The organism is Priestia sp. LL-8 (genome assembly GCF_036227845.1).
Taxonomy (GTDB): domain Bacteria; phylum Bacillota; class Bacilli; order Bacillales; family Bacillaceae_H; genus Priestia; species Priestia zanthoxyli.
Genome location: NZ_JAZAQH010000001.1, coordinates 1,141,187 through 1,157,664 on the forward strand (window position 1 = coordinate 1,141,187; position 16,478 = coordinate 1,157,664).

The 16,478-nt window shown below is 40.0% G+C and carries 17 protein-coding genes and 1 riboswitch; of the genes, 14 read left to right on the top strand and 3 right to left on the bottom strand.

Going from position 1 to position 16,478, the window contains the following annotated elements; all coding sequences use genetic code 11:
* Window positions 1-287: 287 nt before the first annotated feature.
* The 4 genes from garR to U9R83_RS05800 all read left to right on the top strand — a co-directional run bounded on the left by garR (window position 288) and on the right by U9R83_RS05800 (window position 4,711).
* Window positions 288-1,190, top strand: coding sequence for a 2-hydroxy-3-oxopropionate reductase (gene garR, locus U9R83_RS05785; RefSeq protein ID WP_028414246.1), 903 nt, complete (start codon window positions 288-290; stop codon window positions 1,188-1,190).
* The gene (locus U9R83_RS05790; RefSeq protein ID WP_328575144.1) at window positions 1,187-2,626 is read left to right on the top strand and encodes a four-carbon acid sugar kinase family protein; all 1,440 of its coding nucleotides are present in this window, start codon (window positions 1,187-1,189) and stop codon (window positions 2,624-2,626) included. Before garR ends, U9R83_RS05790 begins: the two co-directional genes overlap by 4 nt.
* Before the next feature lie 106 nt (window positions 2,627-2,732).
* Window positions 2,733-4,091: a GntT/GntP/DsdX family permease gene (locus tag U9R83_RS05795; protein WP_013055857.1), complete on the top strand. Its 1,359-nt coding sequence runs from the start codon at window positions 2,733-2,735 to the stop codon at window positions 4,089-4,091.
* A 140-nt stretch (window positions 4,092-4,231) separates the two neighbouring features.
* Complete coding sequence (locus U9R83_RS05800; RefSeq protein ID WP_014461174.1) at window positions 4,232-4,711, top strand: competence protein ComK; 480 nt, start codon at window positions 4,232-4,234, stop codon at window positions 4,709-4,711.
* A gap of 99 nt (window positions 4,712-4,810) precedes the next feature.
* Here U9R83_RS05800 and U9R83_RS05805 read toward each other — a convergent pair whose 3' ends face one another.
* On the bottom strand, window positions 4,811-5,302 hold the full coding sequence (locus U9R83_RS05805) for a sigma-70 family RNA polymerase sigma factor (protein ID WP_328575145.1): 492 nt from the start codon (window positions 5,300-5,302) through the stop codon (window positions 4,811-4,813).
* Between the two features lie 458 nt (window positions 5,303-5,760).
* Here U9R83_RS05805 and U9R83_RS05810 point away from each other — a divergent pair, with 458 nt between their 5' ends.
* Complete coding sequence (locus tag U9R83_RS05810) at window positions 5,761-6,528, top strand: SGNH/GDSL hydrolase family protein (protein ID WP_328575146.1); 768 nt, start codon at window positions 5,761-5,763, stop codon at window positions 6,526-6,528.
* Between the two features lie 508 nt (window positions 6,529-7,036).
* Window positions 7,037-7,204, top strand: coding sequence for an anti-repressor SinI family protein (locus U9R83_RS05815; protein WP_014461170.1), 168 nt, complete (start codon window positions 7,037-7,039; stop codon window positions 7,202-7,204).
* An 18-nt stretch (window positions 7,205-7,222) separates the two neighbouring features.
* Here U9R83_RS05815 and sinI read toward each other — a convergent pair whose 3' ends face one another.
* Window positions 7,223-7,354: a DNA-binding anti-repressor SinI gene (gene sinI / locus U9R83_RS05820; RefSeq protein ID WP_014461169.1), complete on the bottom strand. Its 132-nt coding sequence runs from the start codon at window positions 7,352-7,354 to the stop codon at window positions 7,223-7,225.
* Between the two features lie 18 nt (window positions 7,355-7,372).
* Window positions 7,373-7,457: riboswitch (cyclic di-GMP riboswitch) on the bottom strand.
* A 312-nt stretch (window positions 7,458-7,769) separates the two neighbouring features.
* Between sinI and nirB the strand changes: the two genes are divergently transcribed.
* The 4 genes from nirB to U9R83_RS05840 all read left to right on the top strand — a co-directional run bounded on the left by nirB (window position 7,770) and on the right by U9R83_RS05840 (window position 12,232).
* Window positions 7,770-10,184, top strand: a complete 2,415-nt coding sequence (nirB, locus tag U9R83_RS05825) for a nitrite reductase large subunit NirB (RefSeq protein ID WP_328575147.1) — start codon at window positions 7,770-7,772, stop codon at window positions 10,182-10,184.
* An 18-nt stretch (window positions 10,185-10,202) separates the two neighbouring features.
* Window positions 10,203-10,529, top strand: a complete 327-nt coding sequence (gene nirD / locus U9R83_RS05830; RefSeq protein ID WP_013055862.1) for a nitrite reductase small subunit NirD — start codon at window positions 10,203-10,205, stop codon at window positions 10,527-10,529.
* Window positions 10,530-10,600: 71 nt separating this feature from the next.
* Window positions 10,601-11,371, top strand: a complete 771-nt coding sequence (gene cobA, locus U9R83_RS05835; protein WP_221817971.1) for a uroporphyrinogen-III C-methyltransferase — start codon at window positions 10,601-10,603, stop codon at window positions 11,369-11,371.
* Window positions 11,372-11,395: 24 nt separating this feature from the next.
* Window positions 11,396-12,232, top strand: a complete 837-nt coding sequence (locus U9R83_RS05840; protein WP_328575148.1) for a formate/nitrite transporter family protein — start codon at window positions 11,396-11,398, stop codon at window positions 12,230-12,232.
* A gap of 214 nt (window positions 12,233-12,446) precedes the next feature.
* On the opposite strand, the gene U9R83_RS05845 is transcribed toward U9R83_RS05840, so the two are convergent.
* A complete protein-coding gene (locus tag U9R83_RS05845; RefSeq protein ID WP_014461165.1) occupies window positions 12,447-12,773 on the bottom strand; it encodes a cyclic-phosphate processing receiver domain-containing protein in 327 nt (108 codons plus the stop codon).
* A gap of 462 nt (window positions 12,774-13,235) precedes the next feature.
* On the opposite strand from U9R83_RS05845, the gene U9R83_RS05850 reads away from it, so the two are divergent.
* The 4 genes from U9R83_RS05850 (at window position 13,236) to U9R83_RS05865 (ending at window position 16,397) form a co-directional block, all read left to right on the top strand.
* Complete coding sequence (locus tag U9R83_RS05850; RefSeq protein ID WP_289578799.1) at window positions 13,236-14,213, top strand: carbohydrate kinase family protein; 978 nt, start codon at window positions 13,236-13,238, stop codon at window positions 14,211-14,213.
* A gap of 353 nt (window positions 14,214-14,566) precedes the next feature.
* Window positions 14,567-15,430 (top strand): GRP family sugar transporter, encoded by an 864-nt coding sequence (locus tag U9R83_RS05855; RefSeq protein WP_014461163.1) that lies wholly within the window; start codon window positions 14,567-14,569, stop codon window positions 15,428-15,430.
* Window positions 15,431-15,698: 268 nt separating this feature from the next.
* On the top strand, window positions 15,699-16,157 hold the full coding sequence (locus U9R83_RS05860) for a VOC family protein (RefSeq protein ID WP_289578800.1): 459 nt from the start codon (window positions 15,699-15,701) through the stop codon (window positions 16,155-16,157).
* Window positions 16,158-16,259: 102 nt separating this feature from the next.
* Window positions 16,260-16,397, top strand: coding sequence for a hypothetical protein (locus U9R83_RS05865; RefSeq protein WP_275211438.1), 138 nt, complete (start codon window positions 16,260-16,262; stop codon window positions 16,395-16,397).
* Window positions 16,398-16,478 lie beyond the last annotated feature (81 nt).

Below are 16,478 nucleotides of genomic sequence, written 5' to 3' on the forward strand. Positions count from 1 at the left end.
CTTCACCTCTAGCATTCGACACGAGAAAATCTCGTCTCTTTCTCTCTTTATTTTTTATCATTTTGTACGCGTATACCCAAATCATACTATAACTTGTGAAAAGGTGGGACGGAAAGTTTCGCTTTTAGAAATAAATTTCATTTAAAAAAAGGCTAGACAAATAAATAAAATGCGAATATGATGAGTGTATACAAAATTATCAGAAATGTATACAAAAAACATTTTAACGTATACATTATTTTTTAAACACTATTTGAAAACGTATACAACAAGGGGAGGAAACGGAAATGACAAAACGCGTTGGATTTATTGGACTTGGAATTATGGGAAAACCGATGACACTCAATTTATTAAAAGCAGGTTTTGAGGTAACGGTTTACGATATTAATAAAGCAGCAGTGGAAGAAGTGAAAGCAGCAGGAGGATTTGGAGCAGAAAGCCTTGCTGAAGTTGCAGTGAACAGCGACGTGATGATCACGATGCTTCCGGCTTCACATCATGTAAAAAGCGTGGTGCTTGGAGAAGAAGGGTTGATTCATAGCGCAAAAGAAGGAAGCGTTATCATCGATATGAGTTCCATTTCACCGGTAGCATCAAAAGAAATTGCGGCTGAACTTGCACAAAAAGGAATTCACATGCTAGACGCTCCGGTTAGCGGCGGAGAACCTAAAGCAATTGACGGCACGCTTGCGATTATGGTCGGGGGAAATGAGCATATCTTTGAAAGCGTTTCACCTATCCTTCATGCGATGGGAGCAGAAATAACGCTTGTTGGAGACAACGGAAGCGGCGTAACGGCTAAGCTTGCAAATCAAGTCATTGTAAACTTAAATATCGCAGCGATGTCTGAAGCACTTGTACTAGCAGCCAAAGCAGGCATTGACGTTGAAAAAATGTATCAAGCGATTCGCGGCGGATTAGCAGGAAGCGCTGTATTAGATGCAAAAGTGCCGCTTATTTTAGACCGCAACTTTGTAGCAGGCGGACGCATTGATATTAACTTAAAAGATATGACAAACGTGATGGAAACGGCTCATGACATTGGCGTACCGCTTCCGCTTTCAAGTCAGCTTGTAGAAATTTTCCATGCGTTAAAAGTAGACGGAAAAGCAAGCGATGATCACGGCGGAATTGTACAGTACTATGAAAAATTAGCAAACGTTGAAGTGAAAAAGAAGGTGGAAGCATGATTAAACAACAGGAAAAACGCCTTGTAAGCGATGTGTTTAAAGACATTCCAGCGGTCGATGAAGCACTTGTACAAAAAATGCTCGACGAAGAGCTTCTGACGTTCAACCAAAAAATCATTGTTCTGGATGATGATCCAACGGGGGTTCAAACCGTTAACGGCATTTCCGTTTATACAGACTGGAGTAAAGACAGCATCAAGCAAGGATTTTTAGAAGAAAACTCCATGTTTTTTATTCTAACAAATTCACGCGGATTTACCGCTTCTGAAACGGAAAAAGCCCACGCGGACATTGCGGCTGTTATTACAGAGGTAGCGGCTGAAGTAGATAAAGAGTTTTTAATTATCAGCAGAGGTGATTCCACTCTTCGTGGTCACTACCCGCTAGAAACAGAAGTATTAAAGAAAACCGTTGAACAGCACTTGAATCAAGTCCTCGACGGCGAAGTGATTTTTCCTTTCTTTAAAGAAGGCGGACGATTCACAGTTGATAACATTCACTACGTGCAAGATGAAGACTACCTAGTGCCGGCAGGAGAAACAGAATTTGCAAAAGACCGTACGTTTGGCTACAGTAAGTCTCATTTAGGCGAGTGGGTAGAAGAAAAGTCAGAAGGTAAATTTAAAGCAAGTCATACGACGTATATTTCGCTTGGGAGTATTCGTGCACTTGATTTAGTGACGATCACAAATCAGTTAATGGAAGTGAAAGACTTTAACAAAGTAGTCGTGAACGCAGTGGATTATGTAGATGTAAAAGTTGTGACGATTGCACTTCTTCGCGCGATGAAGCTTGGAAAGCATTTTATGTATCGAAGCGCTGCGGCTTTAACAAAAGTAATGGGCGGCGTGAGCGACAAAGACCTTTTAACAAAAGAAGAGCTCATTAAAGAAAAGTCGTCAAACGGCGGATTAATTATGGTCGGTTCGCATGTTAAAAAAACAACAGAGCAGTTAGAAGAATTAAAGAAATGCAGCTTCATTGAATTTATTGAATTTGACTGTCATCTTGTCTTAAAACCTGAAAAGTTTGAAGAAGAAGTGAATCGTATTATCAATGAAGCAGAAAAGCTTATTTCTAAAGGTCAAACGGTGGCTGTGTATACAAGACGCGAGCGCTTAGATCTTGGTGAAGGAAAAAAAGAAGAAGAGCTTAAACTATCGGTGAAAATTTCAGATGCAGTGACAAGCATTGTTCGCCGCTTAAACGTTCGTCCAAACTTTATCGTCGCAAAAGGCGGCATTACGTCAAGTGATATTGGTGTAAACGGCTTATCCGTAAAGCGTGCGACGGTTGCTGGACAAATCAAGCCGGGTATTCCGGTATGGGTAACGGGAGAGGAAAGCAAGTTTCCAGGCATTGCATACATCATTTTCCCTGGGAATGTTGGAGCTAAAACAACGCTTCGTGAAACGGTTGAGTTATTAAGTAAATAAGCAGAAGTGAACGTACGAGGTGCGTTCACTTTAGAAAATATTTGAAAGCGTATACATTATTTGGATGTACGTACATGAAAAATGGTCACACTAAGGGGATGAACATATGAATTCAGTATTCGGATTAAGTCATGAAGCAAGTCTTTTGCTGTATGCGATTGTATCGATTGTCGGACTTATCTTTTTAATTGCTAAGTTTAAAACAAATCCGTTCGTAGCGCTAATTGTCGCGGCTTTGTTTATGGGTCTTATTTCAGGAATGAAGCTGCCTGATATCGTAACAGCTTTCCAAGAAGGCGTAGCGAGCGTCTTAGGGTTTATCGCGATTGTTCTTGGTCTTGGAACGATGTTAGGTAAAATGATGGCAGAGTCAGGCGGAGCCGAGCGTATTGCCCGCACGTTAATTAAAGTATTCGGTGAAAAGAACGTACACTGGGCCATGATGGTTGTAGCCGTTATTTGCGGTATCCCAGTCTTTTTCCAAGTTGGTGTTGTGTTATTAATTCCACTTGTGTTTGTAATTGCCAAGCATACGGGTACGTCACTTATTAAAATTGGTTTATCATTAATTGCCGGCTTAGCCGTTGTTCACAGTTTAGTACCTCCACATCCAGCAGCGATGCTAGCGGTGGATATCTTTAAAGCAGATTTAGGTAAAACGATTTTGTATTCATTAGTTGTGGCATTTCCAGCTGCAGCGGTAGCAGGTCCTATTTACGGATCATTCATTTCACGCCGTGTTCACGTAGAGCCAACGGGTGAAATTATGGAGCAGTTCACAGAGTCAAAGCATAAAGATCTTCCTGGCTTCGGAATTACGTTATTCACGATTTTACTACCGGTACTATTAATGCTTTTAGCAACGATAACTGGCTTTGTTTATCCAGAAACAAGTACGATTCGCTACGTAACAAACTTTATTGGAAGTCCAATCGTAGCGCTGTTAATTTCGTTAGTGTTTGCTTTTTATTCGTTCGGCTTTGCAAGAGGGTACAACAAAGACGATCTATTAAAATTCACAAATGAATGTCTTGGACCCGTTGCTTCGATCATTTTAATCATCGGTGCAGGCGGCGGTTTTAACAAAATTTTAACAGCAAGCGGTGTAGGTGATGCAATTGCAGGATTTGCTCAAGATGCACATCTTTCTCCTATCGTGCTAGCATTTGTGATTGCCGGCTTGATTCGTGCAGCAGTTGGTTCAGCAACAGTAGCAATGACAACAGCAGCAGGTATTGTCGCACCGATTGCAGCAACGATGCCAAACGTAAGCCCAGAGCTATTGGTGCTAGCAACAGGCGCAGGTTCTGTAATGCTATCGCACGTAAATGATTCTGGCTTCTGGTTAATCAAAGAATTCTTCAACATGTCAGTGGCTCAAACGTTAAAAACGTGGACAGTGATGGAAACGATTCTATCATTTGCGGCGTTTGCAATGGTTCTTATTTTAGACATTTTCATCTAAGAGAAAAAGCGCTGGTTTCAGCGCTTTTTTCTTATTTACAATGAAATACAAAAAAATTTCAAATAATGAGAAAAAAATACTAGATTTTCCTTATTTCGATAGTATAGAATAGTGATAAAGTAACAAAAGGGGGTAGATGTATGACAAATAATGAAAATTATCGAATTAGTTTGACAACAAAAGCGCTGGTTCCCGTGAATGATCCTATTTACCGCACAAAGGTGCTAGATGAAACAGGAGAATATATGATAAGCAAGACATGTAAACAACTATTAGAAGAAGCATGTATTCGAGAATTAAGTACGTTTAACGGCTCCATCGCTGCCGTTCGAAAAATGTTTCCGTACAAACAGCTTACGCCTCTTGTCATTAGTCGTTCACAAGCCATCATTGCGTTTCCGACATCTTCACCAAACGACTATAGCTGCGCCTGGATTTTTTCCTCTCATGTTCATACTTCACATACGCTTGCTTCAGTTAGTTCAAATTCTACGGTGATTTACTTCAAAGACGACACGTTCATTACTGTCAAACTTTCCTATTACAGTTTGGAAAAAAAGTTAGCGAGAGCAGCCGTTATTCGAAACTATTGCTTAGAAAGTCAGCTTTTTTTTTCTTAATCTGTTCGTTTTATCAAACGCACTTGTTTACATAAGGTCAATATTTTGGTCCCGGTGTGTTGAGAGGAAGCTTAAACAAGCTTCCCCTATCTTATTTTTTTATTCTTGAAGAAGCAGGACCTTTAGTTTTTTACGGGCTGTCTTTCCCCAGTTCTTAACGGCTCCTGTTGATACGTGATATTTGTATGCAATTTCTTTATAAGAATATCCTTCAAGCAAATATTCTATTACATAGATTTTTTCTCTAGGGGTGAGATGTTCAATATATTGGTTAATTGTATCAGCTTCTAATGGAACAATAGGAGCAGGGTCTTCATTTAACGCAAGTAAATCATATTCAGCAGGAGTTTCTCGTTCTTTACGCAATGCATTTCCTTTTAAATAAGAAAGGATTGTACCGCGTACGGTTGTGTAAGCATAAGCGGAAAAAGAACCCTTGCTTTCATCAAATTTTTGGTGTGCTCTCCATAAACCAATTAAAGCAACTTGATAATATTCATCAAAGTCTTTGTAAATGTGAAATCTTTTAATCATTGACACAATTAATGGATGAAAGGATGAAGCGATTTGATCAAAAGAGCTTTTTTGCATGTAGCATTCCTTTTTCAAAAACGCGTTTTTGCTGTATTCCGCCGGTATTTCTACTGTACAAGGGACAGGTCATATGCGCGAATGAACGTACATTATGTTTTCTTTTTAAGAAACGTGACGTAATTTCCCCGGAAACTTCACGTTTCGCTAGGAAATATGCGAAGTAGACGTGTATTTGTAGAGATTTTACGTACGAAAGGTCCCCTATTCCAATTTCTACTAATCTATAATTATTTATATATCTATTATCGATGTAGCAACTCTACCATCACGGAAGAGCAGTGATGGTAGAGTTGCTAGACCTATCCGGATGAGCCCCTCCCTTGCGGGCTGGTCTCATCCGGATAGGTGGACCTTTTAGGGCAGGTGCAGTGAAGTATTTTTGTGTTTGTCCATTTGTTTATTTTGTTGAATGCAGAATATAGTTGGTTTTTAAAAACGGGTAAAGGGGAGATTGAATGAAGGCGATGGTTGGGGTAAATGTGGCGGCGGCTGTTTTGTGCGGGGCGGTTATATATGGAGGGACGCAGCACTGGCAGGAGAGAGCGGAGGCACAGGTTCAAGCAAGTGAAACGAAAGCGAATGTTGTACATAAAGAAAAACAGTTTTCTGATGTGTCTGCTTATACAAGAAATCTTCCAGACTTTATTACAAGGCAAATTGAGTCGGCGATTGCAACTAAAAAACCTTTGACTCTTGTGCTTGCTACTTCTGCGAAGGAAAGCGGATGGCCACAGCAGTTAAAGAAAGAGCTAGAAGCTACATATGGAAGTGATGTATTCACTGTTAAAACACTCTCATACGGCAGCCAAACAACTGGTGAGCTTTTATCCTCACACATTGCGGATCAAATTAATCAACTTCAGCCAGATATTATTTTATTTGAAGCACCTCTTAAAAATGATTGTCAGAAGCTTACGTTAGACGATACGCTTAAAAATACAGACGAGCTGATTTATCAGCTTAAAGACTTGAAAAAAACCCTGATCCTTCAGCCGTCCCAACCGTACATTTCACAGACGGAGTCCTATGAAGAAGGCGTAGAAGCTATCAGGGGAGTGGCAGAAAAAAATTGGGTGCATTATCTAAATCATTCGCTCATTTGGCCGTTTCATTTAGGAGAGTATATTAATAAAAACGACGGAAGGTTAACAAATAAAGGAGGTGAAGTGTGGGGAGACTATTTAGTGAATTGGTTCACTGATACTAAAAAAGAGATTAAATAATAGATTTTCTGATGTTATACTAAGCAACTACTAGGTAAAAATAGCTGAACGAAGCTTTCTATGATAAAGCTAGAAAACTTCATTCACATTATTGTGTTATTTTACTTTTTTTAAGTGCCTGTTTGCTCTGCTTTTATAATAATAAGAGCCGGTGCTTGGGCATTTATAAAGCGTAATACCAAAAAACTGCAAAGGTGTTTTAATTCGTTTTAAAGAATAAGATAAGGGCATTATGGTCCTCCTGAATAAAATGGATTAATATTACAAAATTTGAGTTAATTATACAAAAAAATCCTCGGTTGGTAAACCTTAATAAAGAACAAAATAAAAAAATGTTCTTTATCAGAAACAAAAATGCGTTTTTTCTCTAGAATAATGTCTGTTTTACTGACATAATAGTTTAGGGAGTTTAGTATAATTTTATTAAATTAACGTAAAAAAATAGGTATGAGGGTTATATTGCAACAGAATTTGATTTATAATTAGAAAGGTTGAAAGAAGGGATAAAATGGATATTAATGAAAAAAATGATAGATTGCTTCCTCCAGAATGGATGGCCCTTGTTAAGGAAGCAATGGATTCAAATATAACGAAGAATCAGTTTGAAGAGTTTCTTAAACAAAAATCTCTAGAAAACAAAAGTATACGTAGCAGCAAAAAAACCATTAGAACCTAGGTTCTAATGGTTTTTTTATTATCGTTCTTTATTTTGTTGTAAAAAATCCTTAATTTCTTTGCTAGATAAGCCCAGCTGTTTTGCTTCGTAAATAAGTTGTAGCCATTCTTTATCTAGTTCGTTATCAAATACTTTGTTCAGCTTTTCCATCAAGTCTGCTCCTTTAGTAAAGGAAACTCAGCCATCATAGTGTAAAAACCGTAGATCTGTAGTTTTGCGTCCTAACTTTTCAATTAGTTTGCCTTTTTCTGTAGTAATATAATTTAAGTTATATTTTACTATATTTATTCTGTAAAAACATGTAAAAAATAAGTTTTTGAGACTGAGTTTCCGTTATTTTAAGCATCTTCAAAAGCATTCCATTCCCTATGCGAGACTTTTCGTATAAATATTTTTTCTTTATATTCCAATATTGTAATCGTATACATAAAACTATTATGTTAGATAACCTAACACATAAGTTGAACGATTCAGAAAATTCATATATCTTAAATATATCTTTAAAGATGCATAGAAAATATATCTTTGAAACAAGCAGGTATAGACGCCAGGGGAGGAATGGAAGATGCAAAAAAAGAAACTCGTATTGATTGGAAATGGAATGGCTGGAGTTCGAGCGATTGAAGAAGTATTGAAGGTTTCAAACGAAGCGTTTGAAATTACGATTTTCGGAAGCGAGCCGCATCCGAACTATAATCGTATTTTACTGTCAAAAGTGCTGCAAGGAGATACAAATGTTGAAGACATTACGTTAAACGATTGGAACTGGTATCAAGAAAACAATATTACATTATATACGAACGAAACGGTTACGAGTATCGATTCAGTAAAAAAAGAAGTAGCGACAAATAGCGGCAGAGTAGAATCGTATGATGAGTTAATTTTAGCAACGGGCTCTCTTCCTTTTATTCTTCCGATTCCAGGATCCGATAAAAAAGGAGTTACCGCTTTTCGAGATATAAAAGACACGGATGAAATGCTGCAGGCTTCTCAGCAGTATAAAAAAGCAGCGGTTATTGGAGGCGGACTGCTTGGATTAGAAGCAGCGCGGGGACTGTTAAATCTGGGGATGGACGTATCTGTAATTCATTTAGCTCCGTATTTAATGGAACGTCAGCTGGATCCAACAGCGGGCAAATTGCTTCAAAACGAATTAGAAAAACAAGGTATGAAGTTTTTGCTTGAAAAACAAACGGCAGAAATCGTCGGCGATGAGCGAGTTGAAGGATTATCTTTTAAAGACGGGACGTTTTTAGAAGCTGATTTAGTCGTGATGGCCGTTGGAATTAAACCAAATGTTCAGCTTGCAAAAGAAGCGGGACTTAACGTAAACCGAGGAATTGTTGTGAATGACTATATGCAAACGGATATTCCAAACATCTACGCGGTTGGAGAATGTGCAGAGCATAGAGGACTGGTATACGGACTGGTGGCACCTTTGTATGAACAAGGAAAAGTATTGGCAAAAGCGATTTGCGGGGCAGAAAAAGTGTCTTATGAAGGATCGGTTTTATCCACGCAGCTCAAAGTATCAGGTGTTGAAGTGTTCTCAGCAGGAGACTTCACAGAAGATGAAGAGAAAAAAGCAATCAAAGTGTTCGATGAACAAGACGGCATTTATAAAAAACTTGTTCTGCGAGGCAATCAGATCGTAGGAGCCGTTCTTTTTGGAGACAGCAGCGACGGAAATCGACTGTTTTCAATGATTCAAAAGCAAGAAGATGTATCCGATGTCGCAAAAGTGACGATTTTACAGCCATCTGGCGGTAACGCGGGTGAAAGCTTAGTAGCAAGCATGAGCGCGGATGATATTATTTGCGGCTGTAACGGCGTAACAAAAGGTACGATTGTGGAAGCTATCCAAAAACAAGGATGCTCATCGGTTGGTGAAATCAAAGCTTGTACAAGTGCCTCTCGCTCCTGCGGAGGATGTAAACCGCTTGTAGCGGAAGTGCTTCAGCATACTCTTGGCGCTGGCTTTGACGCGACGGCTCAAAAAGAAGCGATTTGCGGCTGTACGACTCTTTCAAGAGATGAAGTTGTCGAAGAAATTAAAGCAAAGGGACTTTCGCATACGCGTGAAGTGATGAATGTACTTGGATGGAATAATGAAGAAGGCTGTTCGAAATGCCGTCCGGCGCTGAACTATTATTTAGGTATGGTGAATCCAACCGGATACGTTGATGAACGCGAATCACGATTTGTGAATGAACGCATGCACGCCAATATTCAAAAAGACGGCACGTATTCTGTTGTTCCTCGCATGTACGGAGGCGTCACAAACGCAGAAGATTTACGAAAAATTGCAGATGTTGTTGATAAATATGAAATTCCGCTCGTAAAAGTGACGGGTGGTCAGCGTCTTGATTTGTTTGGTGTTAAAAAAGAAGATTTGCCTAGCGTATGGGAAGAGTTAGATATGCCTTCTGGCTACGCGTACGGCAAGTCGCTGCGCACGGTGAAAACATGCGTCGGCGAACAGTTTTGCCGTTTTGGCACGCAGGATTCAATGGGCGTTGGAATTGCGCTTGAGAAAAAATTTGAAGGACTATGGACGCCTCATAAAGTGAAAATGGCTGTATCTGCTTGTCCGAGAAGCTGTGCGGAGTCAGGTATTAAAGATATTGGCTTTATTGGAATTGACGGCGGCTGGGAAATTTACGTGGGCGGAAATGGAGGTACGCATCTTCGCGGCGGAGATTTATTGTATAAAGTAAAAACAGACGAAGAATTGATGGATATTACAGGAGCTTATTTGCAGTATTACCGAGAAACGGCTAATTATTTAGAACGTACGTCTGCATGGATTGAGCGCATGGGACTTTCGCACATCCAGTCAGTGCTTGATGACGCTGAGACGAGAAGAGAGCTGAATATGCGTATGGACGAAGCGTTATCTACGTACCGTGATCCTTGGAAAGAAATCGTCGAAAGCAAAAAGACGAAAAAAGAGCTGTTCGAAACAGTTGTCACATCATAAAGCTGGGGGGAAATAAAGATGGTGAATAAAAACATTACAAAAGTATGCGTAGGGTCGATTCATGATTTTCCGGTAAGCCTGGGTAAAACAGTGAAAGTAAACGGAAAAGAAATTGCGGTGTTTAAGCTATCAAGCGGAAAAATCCGGGCAATTGAAAATCGCTGTCCGCATAAAGGGGGGGTGCTAAGTGAAGGAATCGTGAGCGGCGACTCGGTGTTTTGTCCGATGCACGACTGGAAGATTTGCTTGCATGACGGTAACGTACAAGAGCCTGACAGCGGATGTGTAGACACGTACGAAGCGTCTGTTGAAGGAGATTTACTGTATCTTTTAATTGAAGAATAAGTACCGTGGCGCGTTGACTTTCAACGCGCCACAAAAATTCAAGGGGACACACTAAAAGGAGCGAAGCAAAAATGAGAACAGAAAAAGTGTACATTGTAGGAGCCGGACCAGGAGATCCAGATTTGCTAACAATAAAAGCAGCAAAGTGTTTAGAAAAAGCAGATGTTATTTTATATGACCGTTTAGTGAACCCTGTTCTTCTTCAGTATGCAAAAGAAGGAGCCGAACTCGTCTACTGCGGGAAAAAGCCTGGTGATCACTGCGTTTCTCAAGAGGATATTCATGATTTGCTTGTATTCTACGCAAGAAAAGGAAATACCGTCGTGCGGTTAAAAGGCGGAGATCCGTTTATTTTCGGAAGAGGCGGTGAAGAAGCAGAAGTGCTCGCTCAGCATGGAATTCCTTTTGAAATCGTTCCGGGTATTACAGCAGGCATCGCGGCACCGGCTTATGCTGGAATCCCTGTGACGCATCGTGAGCTGAGCCGTTCGTTTGCCGTTGTGACGGGACACTGTTTGAGCGGCAAGCCGGAAAGTATTCGCTGGGAGCACTTAGCAAAAGGAGTTGATACGCTTGCGATTTACATGGGCGTTAAAAACTTGCCTTATATTTGCCGTCAGCTTTTAGACGCGGGAAAAAGCGCGGATACGCCGGTCGCTCTTATTGAACAAGGCACGTCGGTTTATCAGCGCACGGTTACAGGTACGCTTGGTACAATCGTAGACACGGCTGCTGAGCAGCAAGTGAGCAATCCCGCGATGATTGTGATTGGTGAAGTGGTGAAGCAAGCTTCTGCTCTTTCTTGGTTTTTGGAAAAAACAGAAGAAAAAGTATGCGTCTAAGATGAATAAAAGGAGGAAACACTTTTGCTTAAGAATTCACTGCAGTCAATGAATGAGTTAGCCCGTGAAAAAACGAAGCTTATGAATGATCATTTGCCGAGTTATTTGCTTTTAGCCGTGCTAGCGGGTGCTTACGTAGGACTTGGTGTTATATTAGCTCTATCGGTAGGAGGGCCTTTAGCTTCTGCTTCTTTACCGGTTGTTTCTCTTGTGATGGGGTTAACATTTGCTGTTGCTCTCCTGCTTGTTGTATTTGCAGGAGCCGAATTGTTTACGGGGAATCATATGGTTTATACGGTCAGTACGCTATCAGGAGTCACGACATGGAAAGATACGTTTAAAAACTGGACGTGGTGTTTTATCGGAAATGCGATAGGTGCGTTTGGGCTTTGTTTGTTAATTACCGGAACCGGTTTGTTTAAAGGAATTGAACCTAATCATTTACTTATGGCGCTGGCAGCTAAAAAAATGAATTTGCCGGTCAGTGAATTGTTTTTTCGGGGCATCCTTTGCAACTGGCTTGTTTGTCTGGCGATTTGGACCGCTTCGCGCACTAAAAGCGATGCGGCAAAGATCATGCTTATTTTTTGGATGCTGTTTGCATTTGTTGCTTCAGGATACGAGCACAGCGTGGCAAATATGACGTTTCTTGGTCTAGCCTTATTGCTTCCGCATCCAGATGCGATTTCGGCTGCTGGACTATTGCATAATTTAATTCCTGTTACACTCGGAAACATCGTAGGGGGAGGACTGTTTGTAGGAAGCATTTACTGGTTCGTGAACGCTAGGCAGCTAAAAGAAGTTAAAAAACAGCCGGCTGCTCTCTCAGCTGATTTGGATTCTGCAAAACTGTCTAAATAGCAAAAACCGCTCTTTGTACCATATAGTCTGCTTTTTAAAGCTATCATCACGGTATTTTAGAGCGGTTTCTTCTATATAATATAAACTGCTTAAAGCGTATTCACATCTATACGTATCGAACAAGCAGTATTGTTCTTCATTTTATAGAAACAGGATGTCTGTGAGAATTGAATCGGACAGATTCTGTTGAAATGAATGTGTGAGGGTGCAGATATCATCGAAGAGGCAGAGGGCATCTTAGAATTTTAATGTTGTTTGGCATTTTATGCTCTTTTTGAGCTTCCTTAAAGCAGTTGTACATTGCTTTGCTGCCTAAATGATTGGCGGAGTGAATCGTAATTCGATCGGCATATAAATGATGCTTTACCATAAAATGCACGAGCATTAATCCATTCCGTGTCTTGCTGAGTAAATCGTGATCGAGTGACAAATGTTCAACATCGAATGATCTTAAAAGATCAATACATTCATCAATCGTTTCGGCTAAAACATGACCGTCAGGGCATTTGCGATAGTCGTCTAGAAAAACATTGATTTTCATGACTGATTCTCCCTTCCTTGCCTTGTATTTAGTGTAACATACATAATGTCATATACCTACCTAAGTCTATTCGACACGTTTTAAGCTATTCCTTCTTAAATAGGGGTAAAAACACGAAATTTTATCATTATTTGCATATCCGAGGCGAATAAACAGGAAATAAGAGAAGAAATGTCGAACGAAAAATGAGTAGATAAACAGTTAAAACTGGACATTGCTTTTTTTATCCCTCTATCTTTATGTAAGAAAGTCATTTTAATCCCAGATTTGACAAGGGATGGAAGGGATTTGGCCAATAAAGGATTGTCAGAAAAAAACTATAATTTACGATTTTTTTTAAAAAAATGGGAAATTTCTCTTTACGAAAAAGATGTTTGGGACGTATAATTTGATTTAAGGATTTTTTGGAACATAGTATGATAGTATGACAATATGACAAAAAAGAAAAGTAAGGTGAATAGAATGGGTAAGTTATTTAGTATCGGTGAAGTATTAATTGATATGATTCCAGCTCAAAAAGGTCTTCAATTAAAAGAAGTGGAATCGTTTACGCGTGTGCCAGGCGGAGCGCCGGCAAACGTTGCGGCAGTTGTTGCTACATACGGTAATGAGTCAGCGCTTATTACAAAAGTTGGAGAAGATGCGTTTGGAGACTTTCTAGTAGATACGCTTCGTGAAGTAGGAGTAGGTACTGATATGGTCTATCGTACAGAAGAAGCAAACACAGCTTTAGCTTTTGTTTCTCTGCGTGAAGACGGAGAAAGAGATTTCAGCTTCTATCGTAATCCTTCAGCAGATTTATTGCTAACTGAAGACGAAATTAACCCTGATTGGTTTGCAAGCAACGATCTTCTTCATTTCTGTTCGGTTGATTTAGTTGAAAGTCCTATGAAATACGCTCATATGAAAGCGATTAAAAGCATGAAAGAAAAAGGCGGCGTTATCAGCTTTGATCCAAATGTACGTCTTCCACTGTGGAAAGACCATGAGCTATGCCGTCAAACGATTTTAGAATTTATTCCTCAAGCGCACATTGTCAAAATTTCAGACGACGAGCTAGCGTTTATCACAGGCATTGAAGATGAACAGCAAGCGATTCAGTCTCTATTTACAGGTGACGTTCAAGTAGTTGTGTTCACAAAAGGTGCAGAAGGCGCAACGCTTTATACAAAAGAAGCTGTCTATGAATCAAACGGTTACAAAGTAGCAGTTGTTGATACAACAGGTGCAGGAGATGCGTTTATTGGCGGATTCCTTTATCAGCTATTAAGCCGCGATGTGTCACAAGAAAACTTAACGGCTATTCTTGACCGCGACCACGATGCTATTTTGCGCTTTGCAAATGCAAGCGGTGCCTTAACGACAACTGGAAAAGGTGCGATCAGTTCCATTCCAGCCAAAGAAGTAGTAGAGCAATTTTGTAAGCCTGTAGCTAACTAAAATGAAAAGGCTTTATCTCTTCTTATTTTCAATCAGCAGAGGCGTCCGTTTCTGCTGATTGCAGATCACATAAGAGGAAAAAGCGAGCTGCGGAGCAAGAAGAAAAAAATTTTTTCTATTTTTAAAAAATAATCAAAAAAATTTCTAGCTAAACAATAAATGTTCGTGTTAGTATAATACGAGCAGCAAAAAGTAGCAGTTTTACCACTATTTATGAAAACGTTATATATTTTCTAGACCTTTTGGGGAATATTCAAGGGAGTATAAGTGCTTGGCCCTTGATGAAAGAAAAGCAGCAGGTCGTTACATACGATGTACATAGATTAGAAATAGGAAAGTAGGTTAAGAGAAAGATGGATATTTTGCTAGGTGTTCTTCCTTCCGTTGCGTGGGGAAGCATGATTTTAGTTAGTATGAAGATGGGCGGTGGACCTTACAGTCAAACGCTGGGAACAATTATTGGAGCTTTGATTCTTTCATTTGTTCAGTTTATGATTGTGCAGCCGGTGTTAACGCCAACGCTTGTTATTGTCGGAATTGTTTCAGGTTTGTTCTGGTCAGTAGGTCAAAGCAATCAGTTTAAAAGTGTTCCATACCTTGGCGTTTCGAAGTCAATGCCGATTTCAACGGGTATGCAATTAGTATCAACAGCTCTTTTTGGTGTTATTGTATTTAAAGAATGGTCAACGCTTCAAACGATTGTACTTGGATCTATTGCAATTCTTTTAATACTAGCAGGCGTTGTGCTTTCTTCATTAGACGGTAAAAAAGAAGGGGCACAAGGGACTCCAGGACAAACGAAAAAAGGAGTTATCACTCTTATCATTTCAAGTCTTGGATTCTTAGTTTACGTAGTTATCGCACGTATCTTTAACGTAGACGCATGGGCAGCACTATTCCCGCAAGCAATTGGTATGTTAATTGGCGGTTTAATCATTACATACAAACATAAGCCATTTAACAAATATACGATTCGTAATATCTTACCAGGTCTAATCTGGGCATCTGGAAATATGTTCTTATTCTTATCTCAATCAAGACTAGGCGTAGCAACAAGCTTTTCATTATCGCAAATGGGTATCGTTATTTCAATTTTTGGCGGTATTGTCTTCTTGGGAGAAAAGAAAACGAAGCGTCAATTATTCTATGTATCTCTTGCGAGTGTACTGATTATTTCAGGCGGTATCTGTATCGGCCTCGCAAAAGCCCACGCTTAATTTATCGATGTAGAAAAAACCTCATGGCTAAAGTGCAGCCATGAGGTTTTTTCTAGACCTAAGGGTTTGAGGCACCCCTTGCGGGGTAGCCTCAAACCCTTAGTCAAAGTCAAATTCAAAGTCAAACCCATAGTGCTCTTCGGGATTTCCAAGCTGTACGTTTGTTTGAGGGTTTCTCGTTCTTAAGACTGATGACTTTTCATTCTTTGTTAGGAAGCTGTTTGGTGTGAAATGGCTTATAGTAGTAGGAAAGGATGGAGGAGAGGCTATGATTAAGAGTATTTATGAGACGCATGTGCAGGTGCGGAGTTTGGAGGATTCGATTGAGTTTTATAGACGTCTTGGGCTGACGTTTGTTCATAAAATTGAAGAGCGGCGCTGTGCTTTTTTCTTTGTTGGGGAACAAAAGCAGATGCTCGGGCTTTGGGAAACAAACGAAAAAGAGTTAAAAAGAAGTCATTTTGCTTTTGGAATTGAAGCAGCAGATATTCATGAAGCGTTAACGTGGCTGCGTTCAAAAGGTATTGAGCCGGAAGAAACGTCGTTTGGAAAGCCTCAAACAGAGCCAATTGTTCATACGTGGATGCCGGCGGCTTGCGTGTACTTTAATGACCCTGACGGTAACAGCTTGGAGTTAATTACGCTTTTGAATGATGAGCCTGTCGTATCTAAGGATTTTCCGTATTTGAGTGAATGGAATAAAGAGACAGGGACGAAATTATTTTAGCCCAAGTGAAAAACGATCCATTGATCAATGTGTTTGATTAGTGGATCGTTTTTTTTTAGTTATGGTAAACGTAGGTTTCATATGTGTAGGTCTTTCTAGCAGTTGATTGGAGGGCAAGGCGAAGACTCCTGCGGGAAAAGCGGAGCAGATGAGACCCCGCAGGAGCGAAAGCGACGAGGAGGCTCAGCGGCCGCCCGCGGAAAGCGAAGTCTTGCATGGAAATTAACTGCGGTGTCATAAGCGATCTATACGAGCTCGTGTATCCCGTTTGTTCATCTTTAGGTTGGATTCATTTCGTTATGTCTCAACCTTTTTTATGTA